The 24,924-nt window shown below is 70.0% G+C and carries 20 protein-coding genes; 8 read left to right on the forward strand and 12 right to left on the reverse strand.

What is annotated here, in order from left to right; translation table 11 throughout:
* Window positions 1–105 precede the first annotated feature (105 nt).
* Window positions 106–2,559, forward strand: coding sequence for a DNA gyrase/topoisomerase IV subunit A (locus ACZ6ZP_RS40855; RefSeq protein WP_351173615.1), 2,454 nt, complete (start codon window positions 106–108; stop codon window positions 2,557–2,559).
* Here the strand turns inward: ACZ6ZP_RS40855 and ACZ6ZP_RS40860 are convergent, their stop codons facing one another.
* Window positions 2,560–3,675 carry a CobW family GTP-binding protein gene (locus ACZ6ZP_RS40860; protein WP_383823859.1) on the reverse strand — a complete coding sequence of 372 codons (1,116 nt, stop codon included), beginning with the start codon at window positions 3,673–3,675 and terminating at the stop codon, window positions 2,560–2,562.
* Window positions 3,676–4,051: 376 nt separating this feature from the next.
* Here ACZ6ZP_RS40860 and ACZ6ZP_RS40865 point away from each other — a divergent pair, with 376 nt between their 5' ends.
* Window positions 4,052–4,588 carry a DUF6082 family protein gene (locus ACZ6ZP_RS40865; RefSeq protein ID WP_351173621.1) on the forward strand — a complete coding sequence of 179 codons (537 nt, stop codon included), beginning with the start codon at window positions 4,052–4,054 and terminating at the stop codon, window positions 4,586–4,588.
* A gap of 102 nt (window positions 4,589–4,690) precedes the next feature.
* Window positions 4,691–4,927 (forward strand): hypothetical protein, encoded by a 237-nt coding sequence (locus ACZ6ZP_RS40870; RefSeq protein WP_351173624.1) that lies wholly within the window; start codon window positions 4,691–4,693, stop codon window positions 4,925–4,927.
* A 196-nt stretch (window positions 4,928–5,123) separates the two neighbouring features.
* Here the strand turns inward: ACZ6ZP_RS40870 and ACZ6ZP_RS40875 are convergent, their stop codons facing one another.
* Window positions 5,124–6,302: a citrate synthase/methylcitrate synthase gene (locus tag ACZ6ZP_RS40875; protein ID WP_399982740.1), complete on the reverse strand. Its 1,179-nt coding sequence runs from the start codon at window positions 6,300–6,302 to the stop codon at window positions 5,124–5,126.
* Between the two features lie 127 nt (window positions 6,303–6,429).
* Here ACZ6ZP_RS40875 and ACZ6ZP_RS40880 point away from each other — a divergent pair, with 127 nt between their 5' ends.
* Genes ACZ6ZP_RS40880 through ACZ6ZP_RS40895 form a run of 4 tightly spaced genes read left to right on the forward strand, consistent with a single transcriptional unit; the run spans window position 6,430 to window position 11,040 of the window.
* A complete protein-coding gene (locus ACZ6ZP_RS40880) occupies window positions 6,430–7,692 on the forward strand; it encodes a citrate synthase family protein (RefSeq protein WP_469410414.1) in 1,263 nt (420 codons plus the stop codon).
* A 36-nt stretch (window positions 7,693–7,728) separates the two neighbouring features.
* A complete protein-coding gene (locus ACZ6ZP_RS40885; protein ID WP_469410415.1) occupies window positions 7,729–8,676 on the forward strand; it encodes a sucrase ferredoxin in 948 nt (315 codons plus the stop codon).
* A 28-nt stretch (window positions 8,677–8,704) separates the two neighbouring features.
* Window positions 8,705–10,363 carry a sensor histidine kinase gene (locus tag ACZ6ZP_RS40890; RefSeq protein WP_469410416.1) on the forward strand — a complete coding sequence of 553 codons (1,659 nt, stop codon included), beginning with the start codon at window positions 8,705–8,707 and terminating at the stop codon, window positions 10,361–10,363.
* On the forward strand, window positions 10,360–11,040 hold the full coding sequence (locus tag ACZ6ZP_RS40895) for a response regulator (RefSeq protein WP_351173639.1): 681 nt from the start codon (window positions 10,360–10,362) through the stop codon (window positions 11,038–11,040). Before ACZ6ZP_RS40890 ends, ACZ6ZP_RS40895 begins: the two co-directional genes overlap by 4 nt.
* Before the next feature lie 19 nt (window positions 11,041–11,059).
* Here the strand turns inward: ACZ6ZP_RS40895 and ACZ6ZP_RS40900 are convergent, their stop codons facing one another.
* From ACZ6ZP_RS40900 to ACZ6ZP_RS40925, 6 genes are all read right to left on the reverse strand, one after another.
* Window positions 11,060–12,652, reverse strand: a complete 1,593-nt coding sequence (locus tag ACZ6ZP_RS40900; RefSeq protein WP_351173642.1) for a solute symporter family protein — start codon at window positions 12,650–12,652, stop codon at window positions 11,060–11,062.
* Window positions 12,649–13,194, reverse strand: coding sequence for a DUF485 domain-containing protein (locus tag ACZ6ZP_RS40905; protein ID WP_351173645.1), 546 nt, complete (start codon window positions 13,192–13,194; stop codon window positions 12,649–12,651). The genes ACZ6ZP_RS40900 and ACZ6ZP_RS40905 overlap by 4 nt, the downstream gene beginning before the upstream one ends.
* A gap of 125 nt (window positions 13,195–13,319) precedes the next feature.
* On the reverse strand, window positions 13,320–14,012 hold the full coding sequence (locus ACZ6ZP_RS40910; protein ID WP_383823876.1) for a response regulator transcription factor: 693 nt from the start codon (window positions 14,010–14,012) through the stop codon (window positions 13,320–13,322).
* A complete protein-coding gene (locus tag ACZ6ZP_RS40915; protein ID WP_469410417.1) occupies window positions 14,009–15,151 on the reverse strand; it encodes a sensor histidine kinase in 1,143 nt (380 codons plus the stop codon). Before ACZ6ZP_RS40915 ends, ACZ6ZP_RS40910 begins: the two co-directional genes overlap by 4 nt.
* Window positions 15,148–15,660 (reverse strand): DUF1453 domain-containing protein, encoded by a 513-nt coding sequence (locus ACZ6ZP_RS40920; RefSeq protein ID WP_469410418.1) that lies wholly within the window; start codon window positions 15,658–15,660, stop codon window positions 15,148–15,150. The genes ACZ6ZP_RS40915 and ACZ6ZP_RS40920 overlap by 4 nt, the downstream gene beginning before the upstream one ends.
* Before the next feature lie 220 nt (window positions 15,661–15,880).
* A complete protein-coding gene (locus ACZ6ZP_RS40925) occupies window positions 15,881–18,004 on the reverse strand; it encodes a DNA gyrase/topoisomerase IV subunit B (RefSeq protein ID WP_351173657.1) in 2,124 nt (707 codons plus the stop codon).
* Between the two features lie 440 nt (window positions 18,005–18,444).
* Here ACZ6ZP_RS40925 and ACZ6ZP_RS40930 point away from each other — a divergent pair, with 440 nt between their 5' ends.
* The gene (locus tag ACZ6ZP_RS40930) at window positions 18,445–18,672 is read left to right on the forward strand and encodes a DUF7455 domain-containing protein (protein ID WP_351173659.1); all 228 of its coding nucleotides are present in this window, start codon (window positions 18,445–18,447) and stop codon (window positions 18,670–18,672) included.
* A gap of 169 nt (window positions 18,673–18,841) precedes the next feature.
* Here ACZ6ZP_RS40930 and ACZ6ZP_RS40935 read toward each other — a convergent pair whose 3' ends face one another.
* The 4 genes from ACZ6ZP_RS40935 to ACZ6ZP_RS40950 form a co-directional block, all read right to left on the reverse strand.
* Window positions 18,842–19,672, reverse strand: coding sequence for a serine protease (locus ACZ6ZP_RS40935; RefSeq protein WP_469410419.1), 831 nt, complete (start codon window positions 19,670–19,672; stop codon window positions 18,842–18,844).
* A gap of 163 nt (window positions 19,673–19,835) precedes the next feature.
* Complete coding sequence (locus ACZ6ZP_RS40940; RefSeq protein ID WP_469410420.1) at window positions 19,836–21,380, reverse strand: RNA polymerase sigma factor; 1,545 nt, start codon at window positions 21,378–21,380, stop codon at window positions 19,836–19,838.
* A gap of 420 nt (window positions 21,381–21,800) precedes the next feature.
* A complete protein-coding gene (locus ACZ6ZP_RS40945; protein WP_361468234.1) occupies window positions 21,801–22,688 on the reverse strand; it encodes a FadR/GntR family transcriptional regulator in 888 nt (295 codons plus the stop codon).
* 161 nt (window positions 22,689–22,849) lie between these two features.
* Window positions 22,850–24,772 carry an ABC transporter ATP-binding protein gene (locus ACZ6ZP_RS40950; RefSeq protein WP_469410421.1) on the reverse strand — a complete coding sequence of 641 codons (1,923 nt, stop codon included), beginning with the start codon at window positions 24,770–24,772 and terminating at the stop codon, window positions 22,850–22,852.
* Window positions 24,773–24,924 lie beyond the last annotated feature (152 nt).

The following is a 24,924-nucleotide window of genomic DNA, read 5'->3' on the forward strand; positions in this document are numbered from 1 at the left end:
CCGAAGACCGGGTCGTGGTCGGCGTTGTCAGTGGGACAGTCCACAATGGTCGGCGTCAGATCCCGTTGATGCCCTGGCAGACACCGTGAAGGAGCCGCAGCAGCGATGGCCCGCCGCAGCACGAAGACCCCGCCGCCCGATGAGTCGTTCGAGGAGAAGATCCTCGACATCGACGTCGTCGACGAGATGCAGGGCTCCTTCCTCGAGTACGCGTATTCGGTCATCTACTCGCGCGCCCTGCCGGACGCCCGCGACGGCATGAAGCCGGTGCACCGCCGCATCGTGTACCAAATGAACGAGATGGGCCTGCGCCCCGACCGCGGTTATGTGAAGTGCGCCCGCGTCGTCGGCGAGGTCATGGGTAAGTTGCACCCGCACGGCGACGCGTCGATCTACGACGCCCTCGTGCGCATGGCCCAGCCCTTCTCCATGCGCCTGCCCCTGGTGGACGGCCACGGAAACTTCGGCTCGCTCGGCAACGACGACCCGCCGGCCGCCATGCGGTACACCGAGTGCAAGATGGCCGACGCGACGTCCTTGATGACGGAGTCGATCGAAGAGAACACCGTCGATTTCGAGTCGAACTACGACGGCCAGGAGCAGGAACCGGTCACCCTGCCCGCGGCCTACCCGAACCTCCTGGTCAACGGCTCGTCGGGTATCGCCGTCGGCATGGCGACGAACATGCCGCCGCACAACCTCGGCGAGGTCATCGCCGCCGCCCGCCACCTGATCAAGCACCCCGGGGCCGACCTCGAGACGCTGATGCGTTTCGTGCCGGGCCCCGACCTGCCCACGGGCGGCCGCATCGTCGGCCTGACCGGGGTCAAGGACGCGTACGAATCGGGACGCGGCACCTTCAAGATCCGCGCGACGGTGGCCGTCGAGAACGTGACCGCCCGCCGCAAGGGCCTGGTCGTGACCGAACTGCCCTTCTCCGTAGGCCCCGAGAAGGTCATCTCGAAGATCAAGGACCTGGTCGGCTCGAAGAAGCTGCAGGGCATCGCCGACGTCAAGGACCTCACGGACCGCTCGCACGGCCTGCGCCTGGTCATCGAGATCAAGAACGGCTTCGTCCCCGAGGCCGTCCTGGAGCAGCTCTACAAACTGACGCCGATGGAGGAGTCCTTCGGCATCAACAACGTGGCGCTGGTGGACGGCCAGCCCCTCACGCTCGGCCTCAAGGAACTCCTCGAGGTCTATCTCGACCACCGCTTCACCGTCGTGCGCCGCCGCAGCGAGTTCCGCCGCAGCAAGAAGCAGGCCAGGCTGCACCTGGTCGAGGGGCTTCTGGTCGCTCTCCTGGACATCGACGAGGTCATCCGCCTCATCCGCTCCAGCGACAACTCCGCACAGGCCAAGGAGCGCCTGATGGAGCGCTTCTCGCTGAGCGAGATCCAGACGCAGTACATCCTCGACACGCCGCTGCGCCGCCTCACCAAGTTCGACCGCATCGAGCTGGAGACCGAGCGCGACAAGCTCAAGGCCGAGATCGACGAGCTGACCCGGATCCTGGAGTCGGACGCGGAGCTGCGCAAGCTGGTCTCCGCCGAACTGGCCGCCGTCGCCAAGAAGTTCGGCACGGACCGGCGCACGGTCCTCCTGGAGTCGGCGAGCGCCCCGGCGGCCACGGTGTCGCTCCAGGTGGCGGACGACCCGTGCCGCGTGCTGCTCTCCTCGACGGGCCTCCTCGCCCGTACGGCCAACGGCGAGCCGTTCGCAGAGAACGACACCAAGCGCGTCAAGCACGACGTGATCGTCTCGGCCGTCCCCGCGACCGCGCGGGGCGAGGTGGGTGCGGTGACGTCCGCGGGGCGGCTGTTGCGCCTCTCCGTCGTGGATCTCCCGCAGCTCCCGGAAACGGCGGCGGCGCCCAACCTCTCCGGAGGCGCGCCGATCTCGGAGCTGCTCTCCCTGGAGGCGGACGAGAGCCTGATCTGCCTGATGACCCTGGACGAGTCCTCACCGGGCCTCGCCCTCGGCACCGAGCAGGGCGTGGTCAAGCGCGTGGTGCCGGACTACCCGTCCAACAAGGACGAGTTGGAGGTCATCACCCTCAAGGACGGTGACCGGATCGTCGGCGCGGCCGAGCTGCGCACGGGCGAGGAGGACCTGGTCTTCATCACGGACGACGCCCAGTTGCTCCGCTACCAGGCCTCGCAGGTCCGTCCGCAGGGACGTCCCGCGGGCGGCATGACGGGCATCAAGCTCGCGGACGGCGTGAAGGTCATCTCCTTCGTGGCGGTGGACCCGGCCGTGGACGCCGTGGTCTTCACGGTGGCGGGCTCGCGTGGCACGCTCGACGACTCGGTGCAGACGACGGCCAAGGTGACGCCGTTCGACCAGTACCCCCGCAAGGGCCGCGCCACGGGTGGCGTACGTGTCCAGCGCTTCCTGAAGGGCGAGGACTGCCTGAGCTTCGCGTGGGCGGGCCCGACGCCGCCGCTCGCGGCCCAGCGCAGCGGTCTGCCGGCGGAGCTGCCGGAGATCGACCCGCGTCGCGACGGCTCGGGGGTGTCGCTGGCGAAGCCGGTGGCGGCGGTGGCGGGCCCGGCCTGATCAGTCGCCCTGCGGCTCTTGGAGGTCGCGGGCGTCCTGCGGCTCCTGGAGGTCGCGGGCGTCCTGTACGTAGCGAAGTACGCCCCACATGCTGTGCTCATCGGCACCGGCCTGTGGGGCGCCGTACTCCCGGCACGCCCCGAGCTCCTTCTCCAGAGCGGGGACGTCGATGCCCGACCCGATCAGGACGAGCTGGGTGAGCCGGGGCTCACCCGCGGCCCACGGCTCGGGGTAGAAGCGCAGGAACCGCCCCACGGCGTGCACGGCGTACTTGTTGCGCGGGTCGGCGGCGCCGAAATCGACGTACCCCTTGATGCGGTAGAGCCCTTCGGGCCGACTGTCGAGGAGTGCCATGAACGGGCGGGGAGCCATGGGCACTTCGGAGGAGAAGGAGAGGCTTTCGTAGGCGGAGTGCAGATGGCCGAGGTGCGCGTCACCGGGCTCACATTGATGCAGGCCGTCTTGATGCAGGTCGTCGAAGGACAGCTGCCCGACTCGCTCCCCCACGGGCTTCCGGTCGAGGAGCAGCTCGACGTCGACGCGCCCGTACGACGCGGCGACCACGGCCGCGCGGTCGGTGAACCCCCGGACGACGCCGAGGATCCGCTCGCGCTCCTGTTCAGGGACCCGGTCGGTCTTGTTGACGACAACAAGATCGGCGATCCCCAGATGCCGGTCGACCTCGGGATGCCGCTGCCGGGTGGAGTCGAACTCGGCGGCGTCGACGACCTCGACGAGCCCCCCGTACACGATGTGGGGATTCTCGCTGGCGAGCACCATCTTCACGAGCTCCTGCGGCTCGGCGAGCCCACTGGCCTCGACGACGATGACATCGATCCGGGCAGCGGGCCGGGCGAGCCGCTCCAGATACTCGTCGAGCTCACTGGCGTCGACGGCACAGCAGAGGCACCCGTTGCCGAGCGAGACGGTGGAGTCACCGAGCTGCCCGGCGACGGCCATGGCGTCGATCTCGATGGACCCGAAGTCGTTGACGATCGCGCCGATCCGGCTGCCGCCACTGCGGTGCAGCAGGTGGTTGAGCAGGGTGGTCTTGCCGGAGCCCAGGAAGCCGGTGAGGACGATGACCGGGATCTGCCCGGCACCCGACTGAGTCAACGTGCGACCCCTTTCACACTGACTTTCACGCTGACGCGTGCACTGACATGTGCACCGGCGCGTGCGCCAGCTCTCGTACGACGAATGAATGCTTCCCCAGCATACGAGCGCGTAGAAAGGCCGCGAAGTGAACGATTGTTAGCGGCGCAGGCGGGGCACACATTGGGCACGGCGCCGGGACATGCGACCACAGCTGCCTTCCGTGCGCCTCCTCTCCGCCTCCCTGCCGATCAGAGCCGCTCGGCATCCTGGAAGGCGGCAAGCGCGCCGCCCATCGCTCGCCGGTCCTCACCCTGTCGACCCGCATCCGACGACCGGCGGACGGTCGCCTGATTCGGGGGTTGACATGGCCACACAGATTCTTGGACTACGCGGAATGAGTTCCGCCGTCGGGGCGGGGCTCGCCTTCGCGGTGGGAGCCTTCGTCCTGCTCGCCGCACAGCAGCGCCGGTACGCCGAACTCCGTCTGCAGGTCGACGAGGCGGAGCGGGCCGACCGGCGCCGCATCATGATGGCGGAGCAGCATGAACTCCAGCTCTACTTGCTGCGCAAGGCGATCGACGACCCTGACCTGGCCGCGGTGTTCAGCATCGCCGAGGCGGAGTCCCCCGCCCAGCAGCGGCAGTTCCTCTTCGCCAACGCGCTCTACACGAATGCTCTGCTGGCCTACCGCATCGGCGTCGTCAACTGGGAGGAGCTGCACGGGCACGTTCGCGTGATGTGTGCGAACCCGATCTTCCGCCAGTACTGGCGGGCGACACGCCATCAGCGCGCCAGCCTCAAGGACTCATCGGACGAGGCCCGGGTGGGACACATGACAGACACCCTCATCCGTGAGCTGGAGGAGTCCGAGTCCGACGAGTGGTGGGTGATAGGGGAACCGCCGTCCGAGGGACAACCACCCACTAATTAGGGTCAAGTCGGCTGAGGCGCGCCAAGAACCGGAGTAATGGGAGTAACAGGAGGCTACCCTTACCCGCTCTGACCATCTTCAATCCTAAGGACCGGGATCCTCTTGAAGATCGTGCGCCGCATCGGTGCGTCTCCACGCGAACGTGGCAGTCTCACCGGCGATACCTGCCCCGACATTTTCGAGCTCAGCGACGGCAACTTCGCCGTCATCGGGACAGAGGCCACAACAGCACTCGACGGCGAACTGCCCGCGGACGCCGCGCGCGCCGACTACGAACGCATCGTCATCGTCAGCAGGGAGACACTCATCCGCGCAAAAGCGGACATCCCCAGCGTCTGAGGCTGGGGCGCAGTGCTGAGACAGGCACCCGCCCTGGCCTCTCCGTCGAGACAGGCACTCCGGTCACCCCGTCGAGGCCCGTCTCCGGAAAGCACTGCCCCTCCTTCCGCGAACGGGGATCTCACCCCTCCCCCCTTTCGCCCACATCCACCTCGTGAGGTCCGGCGCCAGATCGGCACCGGGCCTCACGCGCGTCTCAGCCCACCGACGGCACGGGCACCGGCACCGGCGGCACAGGCCCCACATACCGCGCCGCAGGCCGAATGATCTTCGAGTCCTCCGCCTGCTCCAGGATGTTCGCGCCCCAGCCCACCACCCGCGCCGCCGCGAACGTGGGCGTGAACATCTCGCGGGGCAGGCCGCACAGTTCCATGACGACGCCCGCGTAGAACTCCACGTTGGTGTGCAGCTCGCGGCCCGGCTTCAGTTCGGCGAGGATCGCCTCGACCTGGCGCTCGACCTCGACCGCGAACTCCACCATCCCGCCGCCGAATCGCTGCGCGATGCCCCGCAGCATGCGCGAACGCGGGTCCTCCGTGCGGTAGACGGGGTGGCCGAAGCCCATGATGCGGTCCCCCGCCAGGACCCGCTCGCGGATCCAGCCGTCGATGCGCTCGGGCGTACCGATCGCGTCGAGCGTGTCGAGTGCCCGGCTCGGCGCCCCGCCGTGCAACGGGCCCGACAGCGCGCCCACGGCACCCACCAGACAGGCCGCGACGTCCGCGCCGGTCGAGGTGATCACCCTGGCCGTGAACGTGGACGCGTTGAAGCCGTGATCAATGGTTGAGATCAAGTACTGCTCGATCGCCCGCGCACGATCGGGCTCCGGCTCCGAACCCGTCAGCATGTAGAGGTAGTTGGCCGCATAGGACAGGTCGTCGCGCGGCTCGACGGGGTCGAGCCCCTGCCCGAGGCGGTACAGCGCCGTGAGCAGCGTCGGCACCACGGCGGACGCCGCGAGGGCATCGGCACGGCGCCGGTCGCCGTCGATGTCGTACACCGGACGGAAGCCCTTCGCCGCACCGAAGAGCGACAGTGCCGTACGCAGCCCGGAGAGCGGCCCCGACAGGGCGCTGGCGCGGGCTATGGCGGGCAGCGCGGCACGCACCTCGTCGGGCAGCCGGCGCAACGTGGCGGTCTGCGCGGCGAACGCGGACCGCTGCCCGGCATCCGGCAGCGCGCCGTGGAACATCAGGTGCCAGACGTCCTCGAAGCTGCGGGTCTGCGCGAGCTCGACGGCCGAGTACTGGCGGTAGTGGTAGAAGCCCTCGTATCCCCTGACGTCTCCGAGCCGGGTCTCGGTCACGACGACGCCCGCGAGCCCGCGAGGGACCTCCACGGGGGCACTGGGGGTGGTGGAGCCATTGATCGGCATGTTCTTCCTCGACTTCCTGCTTCCTACCTGTACTTGATTCGACTGTCCATGCTTGACTGAATGCCTGTCAATATTGATTCAATCAATGCAAGGTCGGATTGGATTCAGAGTGGATACGGTGATGCCCATGACGGATCAAGAGGCCATCCCGAAGGAAGGCCGACGCCTGAGCACCCGGGAAGCCGCCGAACTCCTCGGTGTGAAACCGGAGACCGTGTACGCCTACGTGAGCCGCGGCCAGCTCAGCAGCCGCCGCGGCCCCGGCTCCCGGGGCAGCACCTTCGACGCCAAGGAGGTCGAGTCGCTCGCCCGCAGGAACCGCCGGGAGCCCGCGGCCACCTCCACCGGCGGCGAACTCTCCGTCCGCACCCGCATCACGCTCATCGACAAGGACCGCTACTACTACCGCGGTGTCGACGCGATGGAACTTTCCCTGGCGCACTCCTACGAAGAGGTCGCCGAGTGGCTGTGGACCGGCGTCATGCGCCCCGGAATCCGCTTCACCGCCCCCAAGGAGACCGCCGACGCCGCACGCCGCGCCGTCGACGCGCTGCCCGAGCACAGCGGCCCGACCGACCGCCTGCGCGTGGCCGCCATCTCGGCCGCCGCAGCCGACCCCCTCCGCTTCGACCTCTCCGAAGAAGCCGTCATCGGCACCGCACGCACCCTCATCCCCACCCTCGTCACGGCGCTGCCGCCGGTCAGCCGCGCCCACCGGGACTCGGGCCCCCTGGCCCACCAGCTCTGGGCGCGGCTGACCGGCCGGCAACCGCACGACGCCTCCCTGCACGCCCTGGACACCGCGCTCGCCCTGCTCGTCGACCACGACCTCGCCGCGTCGACGCTCGCCGTCCGCGTCGCCGCCTCCGCCCGCGCCCACCCGTACGCGGCGGTGTCGGCCGGACTCGGCGTCCTGGAAGGCCCCCTGCACGGCGCGGCCAGCGGCCTCGCGCACCGCATGCTCCTGGACGTCCTGGACCGGGGCAGCGCGGCTCCCGTAGTGGCCGACGAACTCCGCGCGGGCCGCCGCGTCCCGGGCCTGGGCCACCGGCTCTACCCCGGCGACGACCCCCGCGCGGAGGCCCTCTTCGCCCTCCTGGAGGTCATCCCCCAGGCCGGCCCCGCCCTCGCCGCGGCCCGCGACGTGGTGGCCACCACGGCCCGCCACACGGATCTGCACGCCAATGTCGACCTGGCCCTCGCCGTCCTGACCGCCTCGTCCGGGATGCCCGCCGAGGCAGGCGAGACGATCTTCGCCGTGGCGCGCACGGCGGGCTGGATCGCCCACGCCCTGGAGGAGTACGAGGAACGGCCCCTGCGCATGCGCCCCAGCGGTCAGTACGTCGGACTGCGGCCGCCCCAGCCGCTGCCCGCGCCCGACGGCGGATGAATCACCGCAGACCCGGCGCGGGTTAGGCTCACCTCTGTGAGTACGTGCGCCACCGCTTCGCGGGATCTGGACGAGCCTCTCGCGGGGACCGCGGCCACCGCCAGGACCTGGCTGCTCCTTGAACAGCCGGGACCGTGGGGCGCCAAGGCGCTCACTTCGAGTCACCTGGATCCGGAGGTCGGCCGCGCCCTGGAGGCCGCCGCCGAGGGAACGGGCGTACGCGTCGCGCTCATCCGCCGCCCCGGACGCCACGCCGACAGCCACGCCCCCGCGCGCCGCCGGGTGTACGTGGCCCACACCGCGCCCGGCAACACCTGGCTGCGCGGCCACGTCACGGACCGGCCGGAAGAGCTGCTCGACCTCGATTTCTCGGCTCTCGGCGCGGGCGACCACGGCGGATTCGGCACCCCGCACACGGGGGCCCCGCTCGCCCTGGTCTGCACGAACGGCAAACGGGACCGCTGCTGCGCCCTCCTGGGCAGGCCGCTCGCCGCCGCCCTCACCGCCTCCGGTGAACAAGGCGCCTGGGAAGTCACTCATCTGGGTGGTCACCGCTTCTCCCCCACGCTCCTCGTCCTGCCGTACGGCTACGCGTACGGCCGCTCCGGGCAGGCCGCCGTCAAGGAGATCCTCGAAGGGGTGCGCACGGGCCGCGTCGTCACCGAAGGCTGCCGGGGCAGTTCCGCCTGGGACCGGCCGGGACAGGCCGCCGAGCTGGCGGTGCGCACCGCGACGGGCGAGGACGCCGCGGGCGCCCTGAGCGTGGTCCGCACGGACGGCACGGCACCGCGCTGGGAGGTGACCGTGGCCCACGTCGACGGACGGCACTGGTGCGTGACCGTCGCCCAGGGGGCCTCGCTGCCGCCGCGGCCGGAGAGCTGCGGCGCGGCGTCGGCGGCCCCGGCACGCATGGATGTCGTGGCGGTGCGGCGGATCGGGTACGACGCCGTACAGGAGATCCCCGCCACAGTGACTTCGGAGTAGCCCTCCGCTCGCCGTACCGTTCGTACACATGAGCCCCGCCTCCCCTGTCCGAAGACTCCGCCTCGGCCTGCCGCGGCGCGTCTTCTCGCAGGTGCTGCTGATGCAGCTGGCCATCGCCGCCGGAGTCGCCGTGCTCGCCACGGGGCTCTTCCTCGCGCCGCTCAGCGATCAGCTGGACGACCAGGCGATGCGCCGCGCGCTCGCCATCGCGCAGACCACGGCCGCCCAGCCGCACATCGCCGAGGACCTGCGCTCCTCGAAGCCGACGGTCGACGGGCCCGTGCAGACCGAGGCGGAGCGGATCCGGCGCGCCAGCGGCGCCGAGTACGTCGTGATCATGAACAAGGAAGGCGTCCGCTGGTCCCACACGGACCACGGCGAGATCGGCCGGGTCGTCTCGACCGACCCCAGCGACGCGCTCGCCGGTGACGAGGTCATGGAGATCGACGACGGCACCCTGGGCCGCTCGGCGCGCGGCAAGGTGCCGCTGCGGGACGTCGACGGGGACATCGTGGGCGCCGTCTCCGTAGGCATCGAGTACGACAGCGTGCGCGCCCGGCTGATCCACGCGATCCCCGGGCTCTTCGCGTACGCGGGCGGGGCGCTCGCCGTCGGCGCCCTTGCCGCCTATCTGATCTCGCGCAGGGTGCAGCGGCAGACACGTGACCTGGCTTTCTCCGATATCTCGGCGCTCCTTGCGGAACGCGAGGCCATGCTGCACAGCATCCGCGAAGGCGTCGTCGCGCTGGACCGCGCGGGCCGGATCCGCCTCCTGAACGACGAGGCCCAGCGCCTCCTCGGCCTCGGAGCCGAAGCCATCGGGCAGCCGCTCGACACCGCGCTCGGTCCCGGACGTACGACCGACGTGCTCGCCGGACGGGTCACGGGCACCGACCTCCTGACCGTCCGAGGCCAGCGCGTCCTGGTCGCCAACCGCATGCCCACGGACGACGGAGGCGCCGTCGCCACCCTGCGCGACCGCACCGAGCTGGAGCAACTGGGCCGCGAACTGGACTCCACCCGCGGCCTCATCGACGCACTGCGCGCCCAGGACCACGAACACGCCAACCGCATGCACACGCTGCTCGGTCTCCTGGAGCTGGAGATGTACGAGGAGGCGGCGGAGTTCGTCGGCGAGGTGGCGGGCGCGCACCGGGTGACCTCGGAGCAGATCACGGAGAAGATCGGCGATCCGCTGCTGGCCGCGCTCCTGGTGGGCAAGGCCACCGTCGCCGCGGAGCGTGGCGTCGTCCTCGCCGTCCCGCGCGACACCGCGCTGCCCGACCGTCTGATCGACCCGGGCGGCCTGGTCACCATCGTCGGCAACCTGGTCGACAACGCGCTCGACGCTGCGGCGGGCAGCCTCCACGCGCGCGTGGAGGTCGATGTGCGCACCGAGGGACGCGCCGTGGTCCTTCGGGTGAGCGATACGGGCCCTGGCGTACCGTCCGAGCACCGCGAGACGATCTTCACGGAGGGCTGGTCCACCAAGGAGCCCCCGGCGCACGGCAAGCGCGGCATCGGGCTCGCCCTGGTCCGCAGGCTCGCCGAGCGACAAGGAGGCAGCGTGCGGGCGGACGCGTCCCCCGAAGGGGGCGCCGAGTTCACCGTCGTCCTGCCCGAAGCGCTCGCACAGGCCGAACTGGCCCCCACGTCCGAACTCGCCCCCACGGAGGAGACACGATGATCGAGGTGCTCGTCGTGGACGACGACGTCCGGGTCGCGGACGTCAACGCCGCCTACGTGGCGAAGATGCCCGGCTTCCGGGTGGCCGCGAAGGCCCACAGCGCCGCCGAGGCGCTGCGGATGGTCGAGGAGCTCCCGGTCGACCTGGTGCTCCTCGACCACTATCTGCCGGACCAGACGGGCCTCGCGGTGGTCCGTACGTTGCGTGAGCGCGGCCACCAGACCGACGTGATCATGGTGACCGCCGCGCGCGACGTCGCCACCGTGCAGGCCGCGATGCGCCACGGCGCCCTGCAGTACCTGGTCAAGCCGTTCTCGTACGCGGGACTTCGCGCGAAGCTCGACGCGTACGCGACCTTGCGCCGCACCCTGGACGGCGGGGGCGAGGCCGAACAGGCGGAGGTCGACCGGATCTTCGGCGCCCTCTCGGCGACTCCGGCGCCCGAACTGCCCAAAGGGCACTCCCCCACCACGGCCGAGCTGGTCCGCAGGGCTCTGATGGGCGCCGAGGGGCCGCTGTCCGCCCAGGAGTTGGCGGACCGCACCCGGCTGAGCCGCCAGACGGCCCAGCGCTACCTGAAGCTCCTGGAGCGCTCGGGCCGGGTCCGGCTCAGCCTCAAGTACGGCGACACGGGCCGCCCGGAGCACCGCTACGAATGGGCGTCGAGCGCCTCCTAGCCATGGCCGTGCAGGGCGGTTACACCGCTCCAGCGCCGGTGAGCGAGCGCACCTCGGTCTCCGCGTGCTTGGCCTCGTCCGCGGGCTCCGCCGAGGTGACGGTGCCCAGCCATCCGGCGAGGAAGCCCAGCGGGATCGAGACGAGCCCCGGGTTCTCCAGTGGGAAGTACTGGAAGTCCATCCCGGGGAAGAGGGAGCTCGGCCCTCCGGAGACCACGGGTGACAGCACGACGAGCGCCATGGAGGGCACCAGTCCCCCGTAGACCGACCAGACCGCTCCCCGCGTGGTGAACTTCCGCCAGAACAGCGAGTAGAGCAGCACGGGCAGATTCGCGGACGCGGCGACGGCGAAGGCCAGGCCCACCAGGAACGCCACGTTGAGATCTCGGGCCAGCAGCCCCAGGCCGATCGCGACCACGCCGATACCGGCCGCGGCGAGGCGCGCCACCGCCACCTCGCTGCGCGGTTTGGCGTGCTTGCGCCGCAGCGACGCGTACAGGTCGTGGGCCACGGACGCCGACGAGGCGAGCGTGATCCCGGCGACGACGGCGAGGATCGTGGCGAAGGCGATCGCGGCGACGATCGCGAACAGAACCGTTCCTCCAGTGGAGTCGGCGCCGCCGCCCAGATCGAGCGCCAGCAGCGGAACGGCCGTGTTCCCCGCGGCGTTCGATCCCCGCACGGCATCGGAGCCCACGATCGCGGCGGCGCCGAAGCCGAGCACGATCGTCATCAGGTAGAAGCTGCCGATGAGACCGATGGACCAGACGACGGACCGGCGGGCGGCGCGTGCGGTCGGCACCGTGTAGAAGCGGGAGAGGATGTGCGGCAGCCCGGCCGTGCCGAGGACGAGCGCGAGCCCGAGGCTGATGAAGTCCAGGCGCGAGGTCCAGTCCCCGCCGTACTTCAATCCGGGCGCGAGGAACTGGCTGCCGTGTCCGCTGCGGTCGGCCGCGGTCCGCAGCAACTGATTGAAGTCGCCGTGGAAACGCACCAGGACCAGCACGGTCAGCGCGATCGCGCCGCACATCAGCAGGACCGCCTTGACGATCTGGATCCAGGTGGTGGCCCGCATCCCTCCCAACGACACATAGATGACCATGAGCGCGCCGACGCCGATCACCGTCCAGGCCTGCGCCGCCCCGCTCGTCCCGCCGAGCAGCAGCGCGACCAGTGAGCCCGCCCCCACCATCTGCGCCACCAGATAGAGAACGGACACGGTCACCGAGGAAGTTCCCGACGCGATACGCACCGGCCGCTCCCTCATCCGGGCGGCGACGACGTCGGCGAGCGTGAACCGGCCGCAGTTGCGCACCAGTTCGGCCACCAGGAACAGCACGACCAGCCAGGCGACGAGGAAGCCCACCGAGTAGAGCAGCCCGTCGTAACCGAAGAGGGCGATCAGTCCGGAGATGCCGAGGAAGGACGCGGCCGACATGTAGTCGCCCGCGATGGCGAAACCGTTCTCCATGGGGGAGAAGAGCCGCCCGCCCGCGTAGAACTCCTCCGCCGAGCCGTGCCGGTTGCGGCTCACCCATGTCGTGATGGCGAGCGTGACGGCCACGAACACACCGAACAGCAGGAGCGCGAGCGTCTGGTGGTCCCCGGTCATCGCTCGCTCCCCCGGGCCAGTTCCTGCTCGCTCCGCTGGTCGTGATCCCGCTGGTCCTGGATCCGTTTCTGGTCCTGCTCCCGCTTCTGCTCGAACACGGACCAGCGCAGATCGAGCGCCGCGCGATCCCTCCTCAGCCGGGCATGCCGGGCGTACGCCCAGGTCAGCAGGAACGTCGAGACGAACTGCCCCAGGCCCGCGAGCATCGCGACGTTCACGGCCCCGGAGACGGGCCGCGCCATGAACCCCGGCGCCGTCGTCGCCGTCACGACATACGCGACGTACCAGGTGAAGAAGAGGGCCACCCCGGGGAAGACGAACCGCCGATACCGGCCGCGCACCTCCTGGAAGGCAGCACTGCGCTGGACCTCCAGATAGATGTCGGCCGCGCTCCGCTCCGGCGCGGCTCGGGGCGGCGCCACGGGCGCCGGCGCACCCGTGCCGTCCAACTCGCCCCAGCCGGACGCAAGCGCGTCGTACCAGGGATCCCTCGGATCACCGGTCCGCGCCTGCCCGGCATCGCGCCCGTCGTGCTTCTCCACCGAACTCTCCTTGTCCGCAGCCTTGTTCGGCTGCGTGCCCAAGGATGGACAGATCGGGAAGATCCCTGACTCTTCTCTCCCTTCTCTTCACCCCATCAGGTGAAGGACCTCATCAAAGACACCACTCAGGTCGGCCTGGCACTCGGGGGCTTGGCCAGCCCGTGCCCGTAGGCGTAACGGACCGCCTGCGCGCGGTCCTTGAGCCCCGTCTTGGCGAAGAGATTGTTGATGTGCGTCTTCACCGTCGCGGTGGAGACATGCATCTGGCGGGCGATCTCCTGGTTCGTCATCCCCTCGGCGATCAGGACGAGCACTTCGGTCTCGCGCGTGGTCAGACCGTCGGGGGGATCCGGCGCCGGTGCGGGCTCCTCGGACTCCGACAGCCGCTCCAGCAGCCGCCGCTGGATCTGCGGCGAGAGCCCCGCGTCACCCGAGAGCACGTCCTCCACGGCCCGCACGATCTCGTCCCCACCTGCGTCCTTGGTGAGATAGCCGCGTGCCCCCGCTCTCAGCGCGGGGAAGAGCGAGTCGTCGTCGGCGAAGGTCGTCAGCACGACGACCTGCGTCCCCGGGTACTCGGCACGAATGCGGCGGGTGGCCTCCGCACCGTCGACCCGCGGCATGCGCAGGTCCATCAGGACGACGTCCGGGGCGAGTTCGGCGACGAGCCGGACGGCCTCCTCGCCGTCGCCCCCGGAACCGACGACCTCGATACCGGGCAACAATCCCAGCAGCATCACGATGCCCTCACGCACCACGGTCTGATCGTCGACCACGATCACCCGCGCCGGCGCCTTCGCGCCGCGCTCGGACGTCATGTGGGCACCTTCAGCGTCACGATGAAGCCCTCCTCACCAGGCCCGGCCGTCAGCGAGCCGCCGAGCAGCTCGGCCCGCTCCCGCATTCCGAGCAGACCGTACCCGGCTCCGGATGCCGCGAGTTCGCCCGGCGAACCGCCCGAATCCCGTATGTCCAGTGTCACTTCACCCTCTTCGTACGCGAGACGCACGAACACCTTGGCGCCCGGAGCGTGCTTACGGACGTTCGTCAGGGCCTCCTGAGCGACACGGCGCACCGCCTGTGACGCCTCGGCGGGCAGCGCACGCCGCGCGCCCGTCACGGACACCGAGGCCTTGTCCGAGACGACCAGCTCACGCAGGAAGTCCTCGACCGGCGTCATCTCACCGCGCAGCGCGGAGAGCGCCTGCCGGGTCTCGGCCAGCCCTTCGCGGGCCATGGACCGCGCCGCCACCACCCGCTCGAGTATCCGATCGCGTGTCGCATCGCCCTCGATCAGCAGTCGCGCCGCCTCCAGGTGGACGAGCTGCGCGGAGAGGCTGTGCGCGAGCACGTCGTGGATCTCCCGGGCGATACGGGCCCGCTCGGCCAGGGCGGCCGTCTCGGCCTCCGCGGCCCGGGCGGCCCGCTCCTGGGCGAGCAGCCGCTGGGCGTTGCCCCGTGTGTCGGCGTCGAGCCGCAGGGTGTACCCCGCCAGCGCGAGCCCCACGACGATGAGACCCGTGACCAGCCAGCTGTCGTTGTTGTACGCGGCGAATCCCGTCATCGCCACGGGCACACAGGCCGCGGCCGCCAGCAGCGGCAGCCGCTCCAGGGACAGGACCGCCGCACCGCACCACAGGACGAGCGCCAGCACCCTCCAGTCGCCGGCCCGCGCCGCGTACCCGCACCCCGTCAGCAGGGCCAGCAGAGTGACCGAGGGCCACAGCCGATGGTCGAACGAGGCGCGGAGGAACGCCCAGGCGAGCCCGCCACTGAGCACGACCAGGCCGACCCCGGCAGCCAGGCGCCAGCCCCTGTCGTGATGGAACGTGTTCCACAGCAGGCTGCCGGCGATCACCACCCGCAGGACCCGGACGAACCACATCCGGGCGGGGCTCTGCCCTTCCCGGGTGAGCGCTTCCCGGAGGGGCCATCTCATCCACCGGTCCGACATCACACAGGGTCCTTCCGCATCGGCTCGTACGCCGCGTCCGCAACACCGTACGACGGGCGGAAGAGGCCGGCCCGGTGCGCCAGCATGCCGCTGCGCACGAGGAGCGTGGCGGCGAGAGCCAGCATCAGAGCGGCACTGTCCTGCCGCACCCCCAGCAGCGCGCCGATCCCGAACAGGCCGAGCCGCAGCCCGATCCCGACGCCCCAGACGATGGCGGTGGCCTTGGTCCCCCTGCCCCACACGGCACCGTCCGGCGTCCTCCACACGTGCGTGGTCCGCGCCCAGCCGAAGCCGATGGCCAGAGCGACCAGCAGCTCCGCGCCGAGCAGGACGACGGCCGCCGCGTAGTGATGGGGGTCCAGCACGTCGGGCTCGCGCACGGCCAGGAAGACCAGCACGGCCGGTATGACCCACCAGCGCCTGTCCGCGGTGATCTGCTGCGCCCTGAACTGACGCACGATCACCAGCGCGACGACGGCGCAGACCACCACAACATTGGCGAGCCCAGACATGACGGCCTCCGTGGGACGAGGAAGTGCGGGACCGATCCGAGGAGGATCGACGCCTTCGACGCTACGGAAAAGACCTGGTCAGGACATCGGAGCAGGGGTGGAACGTGGGTGGAGCCTAGGGCTCCACCCACGGGTGGAGTGCGTCCCGCGAGCGGGACACACCGGCGTCACGCGAGCGGGTGCGCTCCGCACAAGCGGAACGCACCGGCTCGCGCGATCGCTACGCGTCGATGCGCGAACGGTCCAGCGTCGCCGCCGAGCTCGTGATGAACTCCTTGCGCGGCGCCACGTCGTTGCCCATCAGCAGATCGAAGACCTGCTCGGCGGCGTCCAGGTCGCCGATGTTGACCCGCCGCAGCGTGCGGTAGCGGGGGTCCATGGTGGTCTCCGCGAGCTGGTCCGCGTCCATCTCGCCGAGGCCCTTGTAGCGCTGGATGGCGTCCTTGAAGCGGATTCCCTTGCGCTGGTACTCGAGGAGCGTCTCGCGCAGCTCGTTGTCCGAGTACGTGTAGACGTACTTGTCCTGGCCCTTCTTCGGCTGCACCAGCTCGATCCGGTGCAGCGGCGGCACGGCCGCGAAGACCCGGCCCGCCTCCACCATCGGACGCATGTAGCGCTGGAAGAGGGTGAGCAGCAGAATCCGGATGTGTGCGCCGTCGACATCGGCGTCGACGAGAAGAATGATCTTCCCGTAGCGCGCCGCGTCGATGTCGAAGGTCCGGCCGGACCCTGCCCCTATGACCTGGATGATCGCGCCGCACTCGGCGTTCTTCAGCATGTCCGTCACGGACGCCTTCTGAACGTTGAGGATCTTGCCGCGGATCGGCAGGAGGGCCTGGAACTCGGAGTTCCGTGCCAGCTTGGCGGTGCCGAGCGCCGAGTCGCCCTCGACGATGAAGAGCTCGCTGCGCTCCACGTCGTCACTGCGGCAGTCGGCGAGCTTCGCGGGCAGCGAGGAGGACTCCAGAGCCGTCTTCCGGCGCTGGGCGTCCTTGTGCTGGCGGGCCGCGATGCGCGTGCGGGCCGCGGCGACGGCCTTCTCCATCACGGCGCGCGCCTGCGCCTTGGCGTCGCGCTTGGTGGAGGTCAGGAACGCCTTGAGTTCCTTGGCGATGACGTTGGCGACGATACGGTTGGCCGCCGAGGTGCCGAGCACCTCCTTGGTCTGGCCCTCGAACTGCGGCTCCGCGAGACGGACGGTGACGACCGCCGTCAGCCCCTCCAGGGCGTCGTCCTTGACGATGTCGTCCTCGGCGACGCGCAGCACCTTCTGGGTGCGCAGCACCTCGTTCATCGTCTTGGTGAGCGAGCGCTCGAAGCCCGTCATGTGGGTGCCGCCCTTGGGGGTGGCGATGATGTTGACGAAGGACCGCAGCGTCGTGTCGTAACCCGTGCCCCAGCGCAGCGCGACGTCCACGGCGAGCTCGCGGGTGACCTCGGTGGGGGACATCTGGCCGTGGTCGTCGAGGACCGGCACGGTCTCCTTGAAGGTGCCCTGCCCAGTGAAGCGAAGGACGTCACAGACGGCCTTGTCCTGGGCCAGGTACTCGCAGAACTCGCTGATGCCGCCGTCGAAGCGGAAGGATTCCTCGCCCTTGGTACCACCCTCTCCGAGGCCGTACTCGTCGCGCACGACGATGGTCAGGCCCGGCACCAGGAACGCGGTCTGGCGGGCACGCTGGTGCAGCGTCTCGAGGCTGAGCTTGGCGTCCTTGAGGAAGATCTGGCGGTCGGCCCAGTAGCGCACGCGCGTGCCGGTGCGCGTCTTGGGGATCTTCTTGGTCTTGCGCAGCTTGGCCGACGAGTCGAAGTCGGCGTCGGGGCCGGGCTTGGCGAAGGCCCCGGGCACGCCACGCCGGAAGCTGATCGCGTGGGTGTGCCCATGGAGGTCCACCTCCACGTCGAGGCGCGCGGACAGGGCATTCACCACGGAGGCACCCACACCGTGCAGGCCGCCGGAGGCGGCGTAGGCGCCACCGCCGAACTTTCCGCCGGCGTGGAGCTTGGTCATGACGACCTCGACTCCGGAGAGGCCGGTCTTGGGCTCGACATCCACCGGGATGCCTCGGCCGTTGTCCCGGACCTCTACGGAGGCGTCGTCGTGGAGGATGACTTCGATGTGGTCGCAGTAGCCACCCAGGGCCTCATCGACGGAGTTGTCGATGATCTCCCAGAGGCAGTGCAGCAGGCCGCGGCTGTCCGTCGACCCGATGTACATGCCCGGACGCTTGCGAACGGCCTCGAGCCCCTCCAGGACGAGCAGGTGCCGCGCGGTGTAGTTGGAACCGTCCCGGTCTGCTCCGGTCAGCAACGCTGTGGACGGCACGGACGTCTCGGCGGTCACGCGGTTCGCTCCTCGCTGAATTTCAAAAGGGGTCCTTTGGGGTAAGGACCCGGCTTCGGTTGCCGCTCAGAGGGTACCGAGGCCTGGTAGAGCCGTTGTCACGCCACCCTCGTCTCAACTCACACTAGTCCAGCACCGTACGCTTGTTCGATCCCTCGATGGAGTGAAGCGCACGTCACGTTCCCTTCCAGGCATGAACCATTTAGGCTCCGGGCACGTCCTCATGAACAACCGGCAACCCAGCCGGCGGACGACCGACCTGACAGACAGCGCGAAACCGTAAGACTCGTAAGAGACGTAATACGGCACATTCGCCGCCAACCGGCAGCAGACAGCCGCCTCGGAAAAAACTTCGAGGAAAAGCCACGAGCGGGAACGTTTTCGGCCTGGTTGGATGTTGACCCTGGTACGACAGCTCGTCGAGCTAGAGAAGAGGCGACGTGACTACTGTTCTGACCCCCGCGAGCCCCCTGACGGCCGCTGATCGCTGCGACCGCTGCGGCGCCCAGGCTTACCTGCGCGTCGTCCTGTTGAGCGGCGGTGAACTGCTCTTCTGCGCCCACCACGGCCGCAAGTTCGAGCCGGAACTCAAGAAGATCGCCGCTGAGATACAGGACGAGACGGAGCGGCTGACGGCCGTCCCGGAGACCACCGACGAGGATCGCTGACACCTCGCACCCACGACGAGCCATCCGGCGCACGCCAGGCCGGTGACCGGGCGGCCGACCCTGCCAACCCCAGGGACGGCCGCCCGCTCGCGTTACACGGGCGCCCAGGCACCTCCTCGGCGGTCCCTCGCGGCACTCCACACCCCCCGAGGGGGCAACTCCCCCGCTCTCAGCCGCCCAGCGGCATGTCCCGCGCGACGCCCGAGATCCGCGTGTAGACCCCGGGACTCCCGGCCCGCCCGCAGCCGCTTCCCCACGACACCAGGCCGATCAGCCGCCCTCGCGCGACGAGCGGGCCGCCACTGTCCCCCTGGCACGCGTCACGGCCGCCCCCAAGTTCCCCCGCGCACAGCATGGATGCGGCCGTGTACGTTCCGTCAGAATTGCCCGGGTAGGCCTCCTCGCACGTCGCATCAGGCAGTACGCGCACCTGCGCGGCGCGCAACGTGCGGGCGTAATCACCCGATCCCGTCGTGTCACCCCACCCGTAGACGGCCGCGGGCGTGCCGGGCTCGTACGCCTGGTCGCCCTCCCCGGCCATGGGGATCGCGTAGCTCGCCGGAAGCGGGCTCGCCAGCGACAGCACCGCGACGTCCCCGGAGTTAGAGAAGCTGTCGTACTCGGGATTGACCGTCGACTCGCGCACCGGGATCTCACGGCCCTGAGACGTCCCCAGATCCTCCCGACCCGCGATCACCTTCAGGTCACTCATCTCGCGCAGCTTCACTCCGAGGACTTCCTCGCCCAGACAGTGCGCCGCGGTGAGGACCGTCGTGCGCCCGACCACCACTCCTCCGCAGAACTGTCCCGAGCGCGTACCCCCGAACCGGTCACGGCTCGACAGCGCCACCACCCAGGGGCTGTCCGCCACCCGGACCGGCCTGCCCCCGATGACGACGCTGTCGGCCGCCGCGGGGGCCGGAGAGGCCAGTGGCAGCGCCGCCACCGGGGCGACAAGGGCCAATGCCGCCGTGAATGTTCGGGCGAAAGGACGAGGCATGCGATCTCCTCACTCTGGGTTGCCATGGCACACCCACAGTGATCCAGTGCGGCACACCCCGCACCCGCGCCACGCGCGTCCGCGCCGGGGCGAACAGATCGGACAAACAGAAGACCCGAAGCCTCGTACGAGGCTTCGGGTCTTCCTTGTGGAGCGCTGGTGACTAGTCGAGGTAGTCGCGCAGGACCTGCGAACGCGACGGGTGACGCAGCTTCGACATCGTCTTCGACTCGATCTGACGGATGCGCTCACGCGTCACTCCGTAGACCTTGCCGATCTCGTCGAGGGTCTTCGGCTGGCCGTCGGTGAGACCGAAGCGCATGGAGACCACGCCCGCCTCACGCTCGGACAGGGTGTCCAGCACCGAGTGCAGCTGCTCCTGGAGGAGCGTGAAGCTGACCGCGTCGGCCGGAACGACCGCCTCGGAGTCCTCGATGAGGTCACCGAACTCGCTGTCGCCGTCCTCACCCAGAGGGGTGTGGAGGGAGATCGGCTCACGGCCGTACTTCTGGACCTCGATGACCTTCTCCGGGGTCATGTCGAGTTCCTTGGCCAGCTCCTCCGGGGTGGGCTCACGGCCCAGGTCCTGGAGCATCTGGCGCTGCACGCGCGCGAGCTTGTTGATGACCTCGACCATGTGCACCGGGATACGGATGGTGCGGGCCTGGTCGGCCATCGCGCGGGTGATCGCCTGACGGATCCACCAGGTGGCGTACGTGGAGAACTTGTAGCCCTTGGTGTAATCGAACTTCTCGACCGCGCGGATCAGACCGAGGTTGCCCTCCTGGATGAGGTCCAGGAAGAGCATGCCGCGGCCGGTGTAGCGCTTGGCCAGGGAGACCACCAGACGGAGGTTGGCCTCCAGGAGGTGGTTCTTGGCGCGGCGCCCGTCCTCGGCGATGATCTCCAGCTCGCGCTTGAGCTTCGGCGCGAGCTTGTCGGCGTTCGCCAGCTTGTCCTCGGCGAACAGGCCGGCCTCGATGCGCTTGGCGAGCTCGACCTCCTGCTCCGCGTTGAGCAGCGGGACCTTGCCGATCTGCTTCAGGTAGTCCTTGACGGGGTCGGCGGTGGCACCGGCCGCGGCGACCTGCTGGGCCGGGGCGTCGTCCTCGTCCTCGTCGGACAGTACGAAGCCTGCCTGGGGACCCTCTTCCGCGGACTCGCCCTCACCGGGCTTGCCCTTGGCGGGCGTCTCCTCGGTGGCCTCGTCGTCCACCATCTCGTCGTCCTGCTTGGACGTCTTCTTCGCCGTCGCCTTCTTGGCGACGGTCTTCTTGGCGACGGCCTTCTTTGCCGTCGTCTTCTTGGCTGCGACCTTCTTCGCGGGCGCGTCCTCAGCTGCGACATCTGCGGCCGACGCCTCGGGGGCGGCGGTCGCGGCGGCCTGCTTCGCCGTGGCCGTCTTGACCGCGACGGTCTTGGTCGCGGTGCGCTTGGCCGGGCTCTTCGCTGCGACGCTCTTGCGGGGGCGCTTCGGCTCCGCGGCACTGACCATCAGCGTCACACCCTCTTCCTCGAGGATCTGGTTGAGGCTGCGCAGAACGTTCTTCCACTGGGTGGCCGGAATCTGGTCAGCTTCGAAGGCACGACGCACGTCATCGCCGGCGATCTGCCCATCAGCCTTTCCCCGCTCGATGAGCGCCATGACAGAGACGGATTCGGCGATCTCCGGCGGGAGCGTACGGGATGTGCTGGCCGACACGAACAACCTCTCGGAACGTTGGAAAACGGCTTCCGGCCCCGTCCATTGTGGACCAGGACCGACGACCGACGACTGGGGATGGGCCGACGGCGCAGGCGGGGCCGGGGAGCTACACAGCGTCGCGGACGACTGCTGTATTCCCTCCTCGGCTATCACCTCTTAGGTCATCGCGCTGCCCCGACGAGCGTTACGCCCAATCTACGTGGCCCGAGTCACACCCCGTAAGCGCTCAAAAGCGGCCAGATGCGGTCAGAAGCGTCCAGATCCAGGCTCTGACGGCCCCCTGGACGGCAAAGACCGCGCCGCCGGGTCCCTGACGGATCCCCGAGGAACCCGCAGAGGCCCGGCGACGGTACCGCGCCAACGGAGTGATGAGGTCGGGCCGCGAGGCGCATGAGACGGCCGTACGGACGCAGAACCGGTCCGTCAGTGCTCGCGGGGGGCGGGCACGACGCGCTCCACCTCCGGGTGGACGGTGAGCAGCTGCCGCATGGCGGCCTCGGCTCCGGGGCCGTCGCCCGCACCGAGGGCGTCGACGATGCGCGAGTGGTGGACCAGGGACGCCTCGGTGGGACGGTCGCAGCCCGTGATCGGGCCGCCCGAGACCTGGAGTGCGGCCGAGACGATGCCGGACAGGTGCTCCAGCATGCGGTTGCTCGCGAGCTGGATGAGCAGCGAGTGGAACTCCGCGTCGGCGCGGGAGAAGGTAATCCCGTCGCCCTGGCTCAGGGAGTGGCCCATGATCTCGACCATGTCGGCGAGCCGCTGCTGCACCTCCTCGCGGCCGTGGCCCGCGGCGAGCCGGGCGGCGAGGGGCTCGATCGTCCAGCGCAGCTCACCGAGTTCACGGCGCTGGTCGTCGCGCTGCGGCCCGAACGCGCGCCACTCGATGATGTCCGGGTCCAGCAGGTTCCAGTCGCTGACGGGCCGCACGCGCGTACCGACATTGGGCCTGGCGCTGACCAGGCCCTTGGCCTCAAGTACGCGCAGCGATTCGCGGACGACGGTGCGGGAGACCTCGAAACGCTGGCCGATCTCCTCGGGGACCAGCGGGCGGTCGGCGCCCAGGTCGCCGGAGACGATCATCTGGCCGAGCTGCTGGACGAGTTGGCCGTGCAGGCCGCGGCCGCGGCTGCCTGCGGAGCGGCGGCCGACGCGGCCGAGGTCCTGGTCGGCGCTGTCCCACGCGGACGTGACGACGCGGTCGGCACCAGGGGCCTCTGCGTAGGGGTAGCGGTCGAGTTCGCCCGGGCCGGCGAGGCCGGAGTCTGCGGAGCGGGCGGCGGTCATCATGGTGTGCGCAAGGGTACTCACGGAACCTTTGTCGGCGTAGCTCCCAAGCCCCTTGAGGTCTTTGGTGAAAAGCACACGAAAGGGTGATCGCTTACCCCGCCGCAATTGACGCCTTATCGGAAAGAAATGGGCGTTCTCCGGGGAGTTGTGCGCAGCACGGAAACAGAAGCGCCGGACGGTCGCTATCGGGTCCTGCTGCGCATCCCCGTGAGCAGATATGCGCAGAGCAGAGCGGTCAGCGACAACATCAGTGCACTGCCCACAGGTTGGGCGACCATGCGGACTCCGCCGGCCAGATATCGCTCGACGCCGAAGGGCCACTGCACCAGCGCGAGGTCGCGCAGCCTTCCCGGCAGCCCCGCCGCCGATCGCACAGACGGTCCCTCCAAGGCCTTCTGTACGAGGGGTACGACGACGATCGGAACCGCCAGAACCGCGGCGAGACCGGCGGTCGTGGACCGGAAGACGCCCGCGGCGAGCACTCCGGCCCAGGCGCAACCCGCCACCAGGGCGACCCAACTCGCGCTCAGCGAAAGCCAGTCAGCGGGAACCTTCGCCAGCTCGTCTCCGTATACCAGGTGGAGCAGCGCGGCGTCGGAGGCCAGGACGAGCAGGCTCAGCAGGAGCGCGGTGCCCGCCGCCACGAGCAACTTGGCGCAGAGCAGCCCCAGGCGGCGGGGGACGGTGCCCCGGTCGGCGGCGAGGGCGGGGTGGCGGAACTCCTCACCGAAGGCGAGAGCGCCGAGCAGCCCGGCGCCAAGCGCCGCGGGCGGCAGGGGGAGTTCCTGGGGCCAGGCGGCCAGCAGGAGCGGCTGCGGCGTGTGACCGCTCCTGGCGAGGAAGACGCAGAGGACGGCGGAGACCGCGAGTACGGCGGCCGTGGTGAGGTAGCCGGTGCCGACACCGGCGGCGCGGCGCAGCTCGTAGCGCAGGGGGCGCAGGGGGCTGCGTGCGGGTCGGATCGAGATGGGGGGCGGCAAGGGGGACGGAGCCACCGGAGGCCGCGGTGCGGTGATGGCGACCGGGTCCGGGGGGGCGAGCAGGTCTGTGCTGGCGAGCGGAATCAGGTTCTTGGTCGTGGCCACGGATTCGGGCCCGGCTTCGGGCTCGGCTTCGGGCAGCGCGTCGCCCGTCACTGCCAGCTCCTCACCAGAGGCTTCGATCCCGGGTTCGGGCAAGGATTCGGGAACAGGCGCGGGAGAGGGCGTCGACTCCTCGACAACGGCGGCAGGCCCCGCATCCCCGATTTCATCGGCGAGTTGATGGACGAGAATTCCGTGGCGGAACGCCGTTTCTCCGACGTCGGCGCAATTGCTGCCGTACACCGAAAGCCGGTTGCCGTCCTCTTTCACCACCTCGAGGGAGCGTTGCCCGGCACGGGCCTCCTTGGACAGCAGCGCGCCGAGACGTGCCGCGTGCGGACTGCGCACCGCGACCCGGGGGCGCAGCCGAGTGCGGGCGAAGTCCCCGGCTTCCTGGTCGGCGACCAGGCGGCCCGCCTCCAGCGTGACGACCCGGTCGGCGGTCCGTGCGGCCTCCTTGGCGTCGGCCGTGGAGAACAGGACGGTTCCCCCCTGGGCGGCGTGCGCGCGCAGAATTCCGTGCAGCCACCCGCCCTCCCGGGCCGAGAGGCCCTCGGCGGGACCGTCGAGGACGAGCGTGTGGGGGTCGGCGAGCAGCGCGCAGGCCAGTCCGAGGCGGCGGTCCATGCCACGCGAGAGCGTGCCGAGCCGCTGATCACGGAGGCTGACGAGACCGACGACTTCGAGTACGTCGTCGGCGCGCTGGACGGGCACACCGGCGGCGGCGCACAGCATGCGCAGCTGGCCGCGGACCGTGCGGCCGGGGTGTCCCGGGACTTCGCCCAGAAGGACGCCGACCTCGCGCGACGGGTGGGCGATGCGGTGCAGCGGACGCCCTCTGAAGTAGGTGACTCCTCGGCCCTGTTGGATTTCGAGCATGAGCCTGAGCGCCGTCGTCTTGCCGGCGCCCTGCGCGCCGAGCAGCGCCGTGACACGGCCTGTTCGCGCCTCGAAGGACACGTCGTCGACGGCAGGCGGCAGCTCCTGGCGGGGATTGCTTGTCAGTCCGATGGCCTGGATCATCGCTTCTCTCGCGGGATGTGCGACCGCTCGGCGGCCAGAGCTCGTCCGCCGGGTCGGGGACGGACGAACCCCGTGGGTACTTCAGCAAGATAACGCGATATTTCCGTCATTTCGGTCAGGGTGTGGGCCGCGGGTGTCCATCACGCGGGCCG

The organism is Streptomyces sp. NPDC054047, from assembly GCF_055585065.1.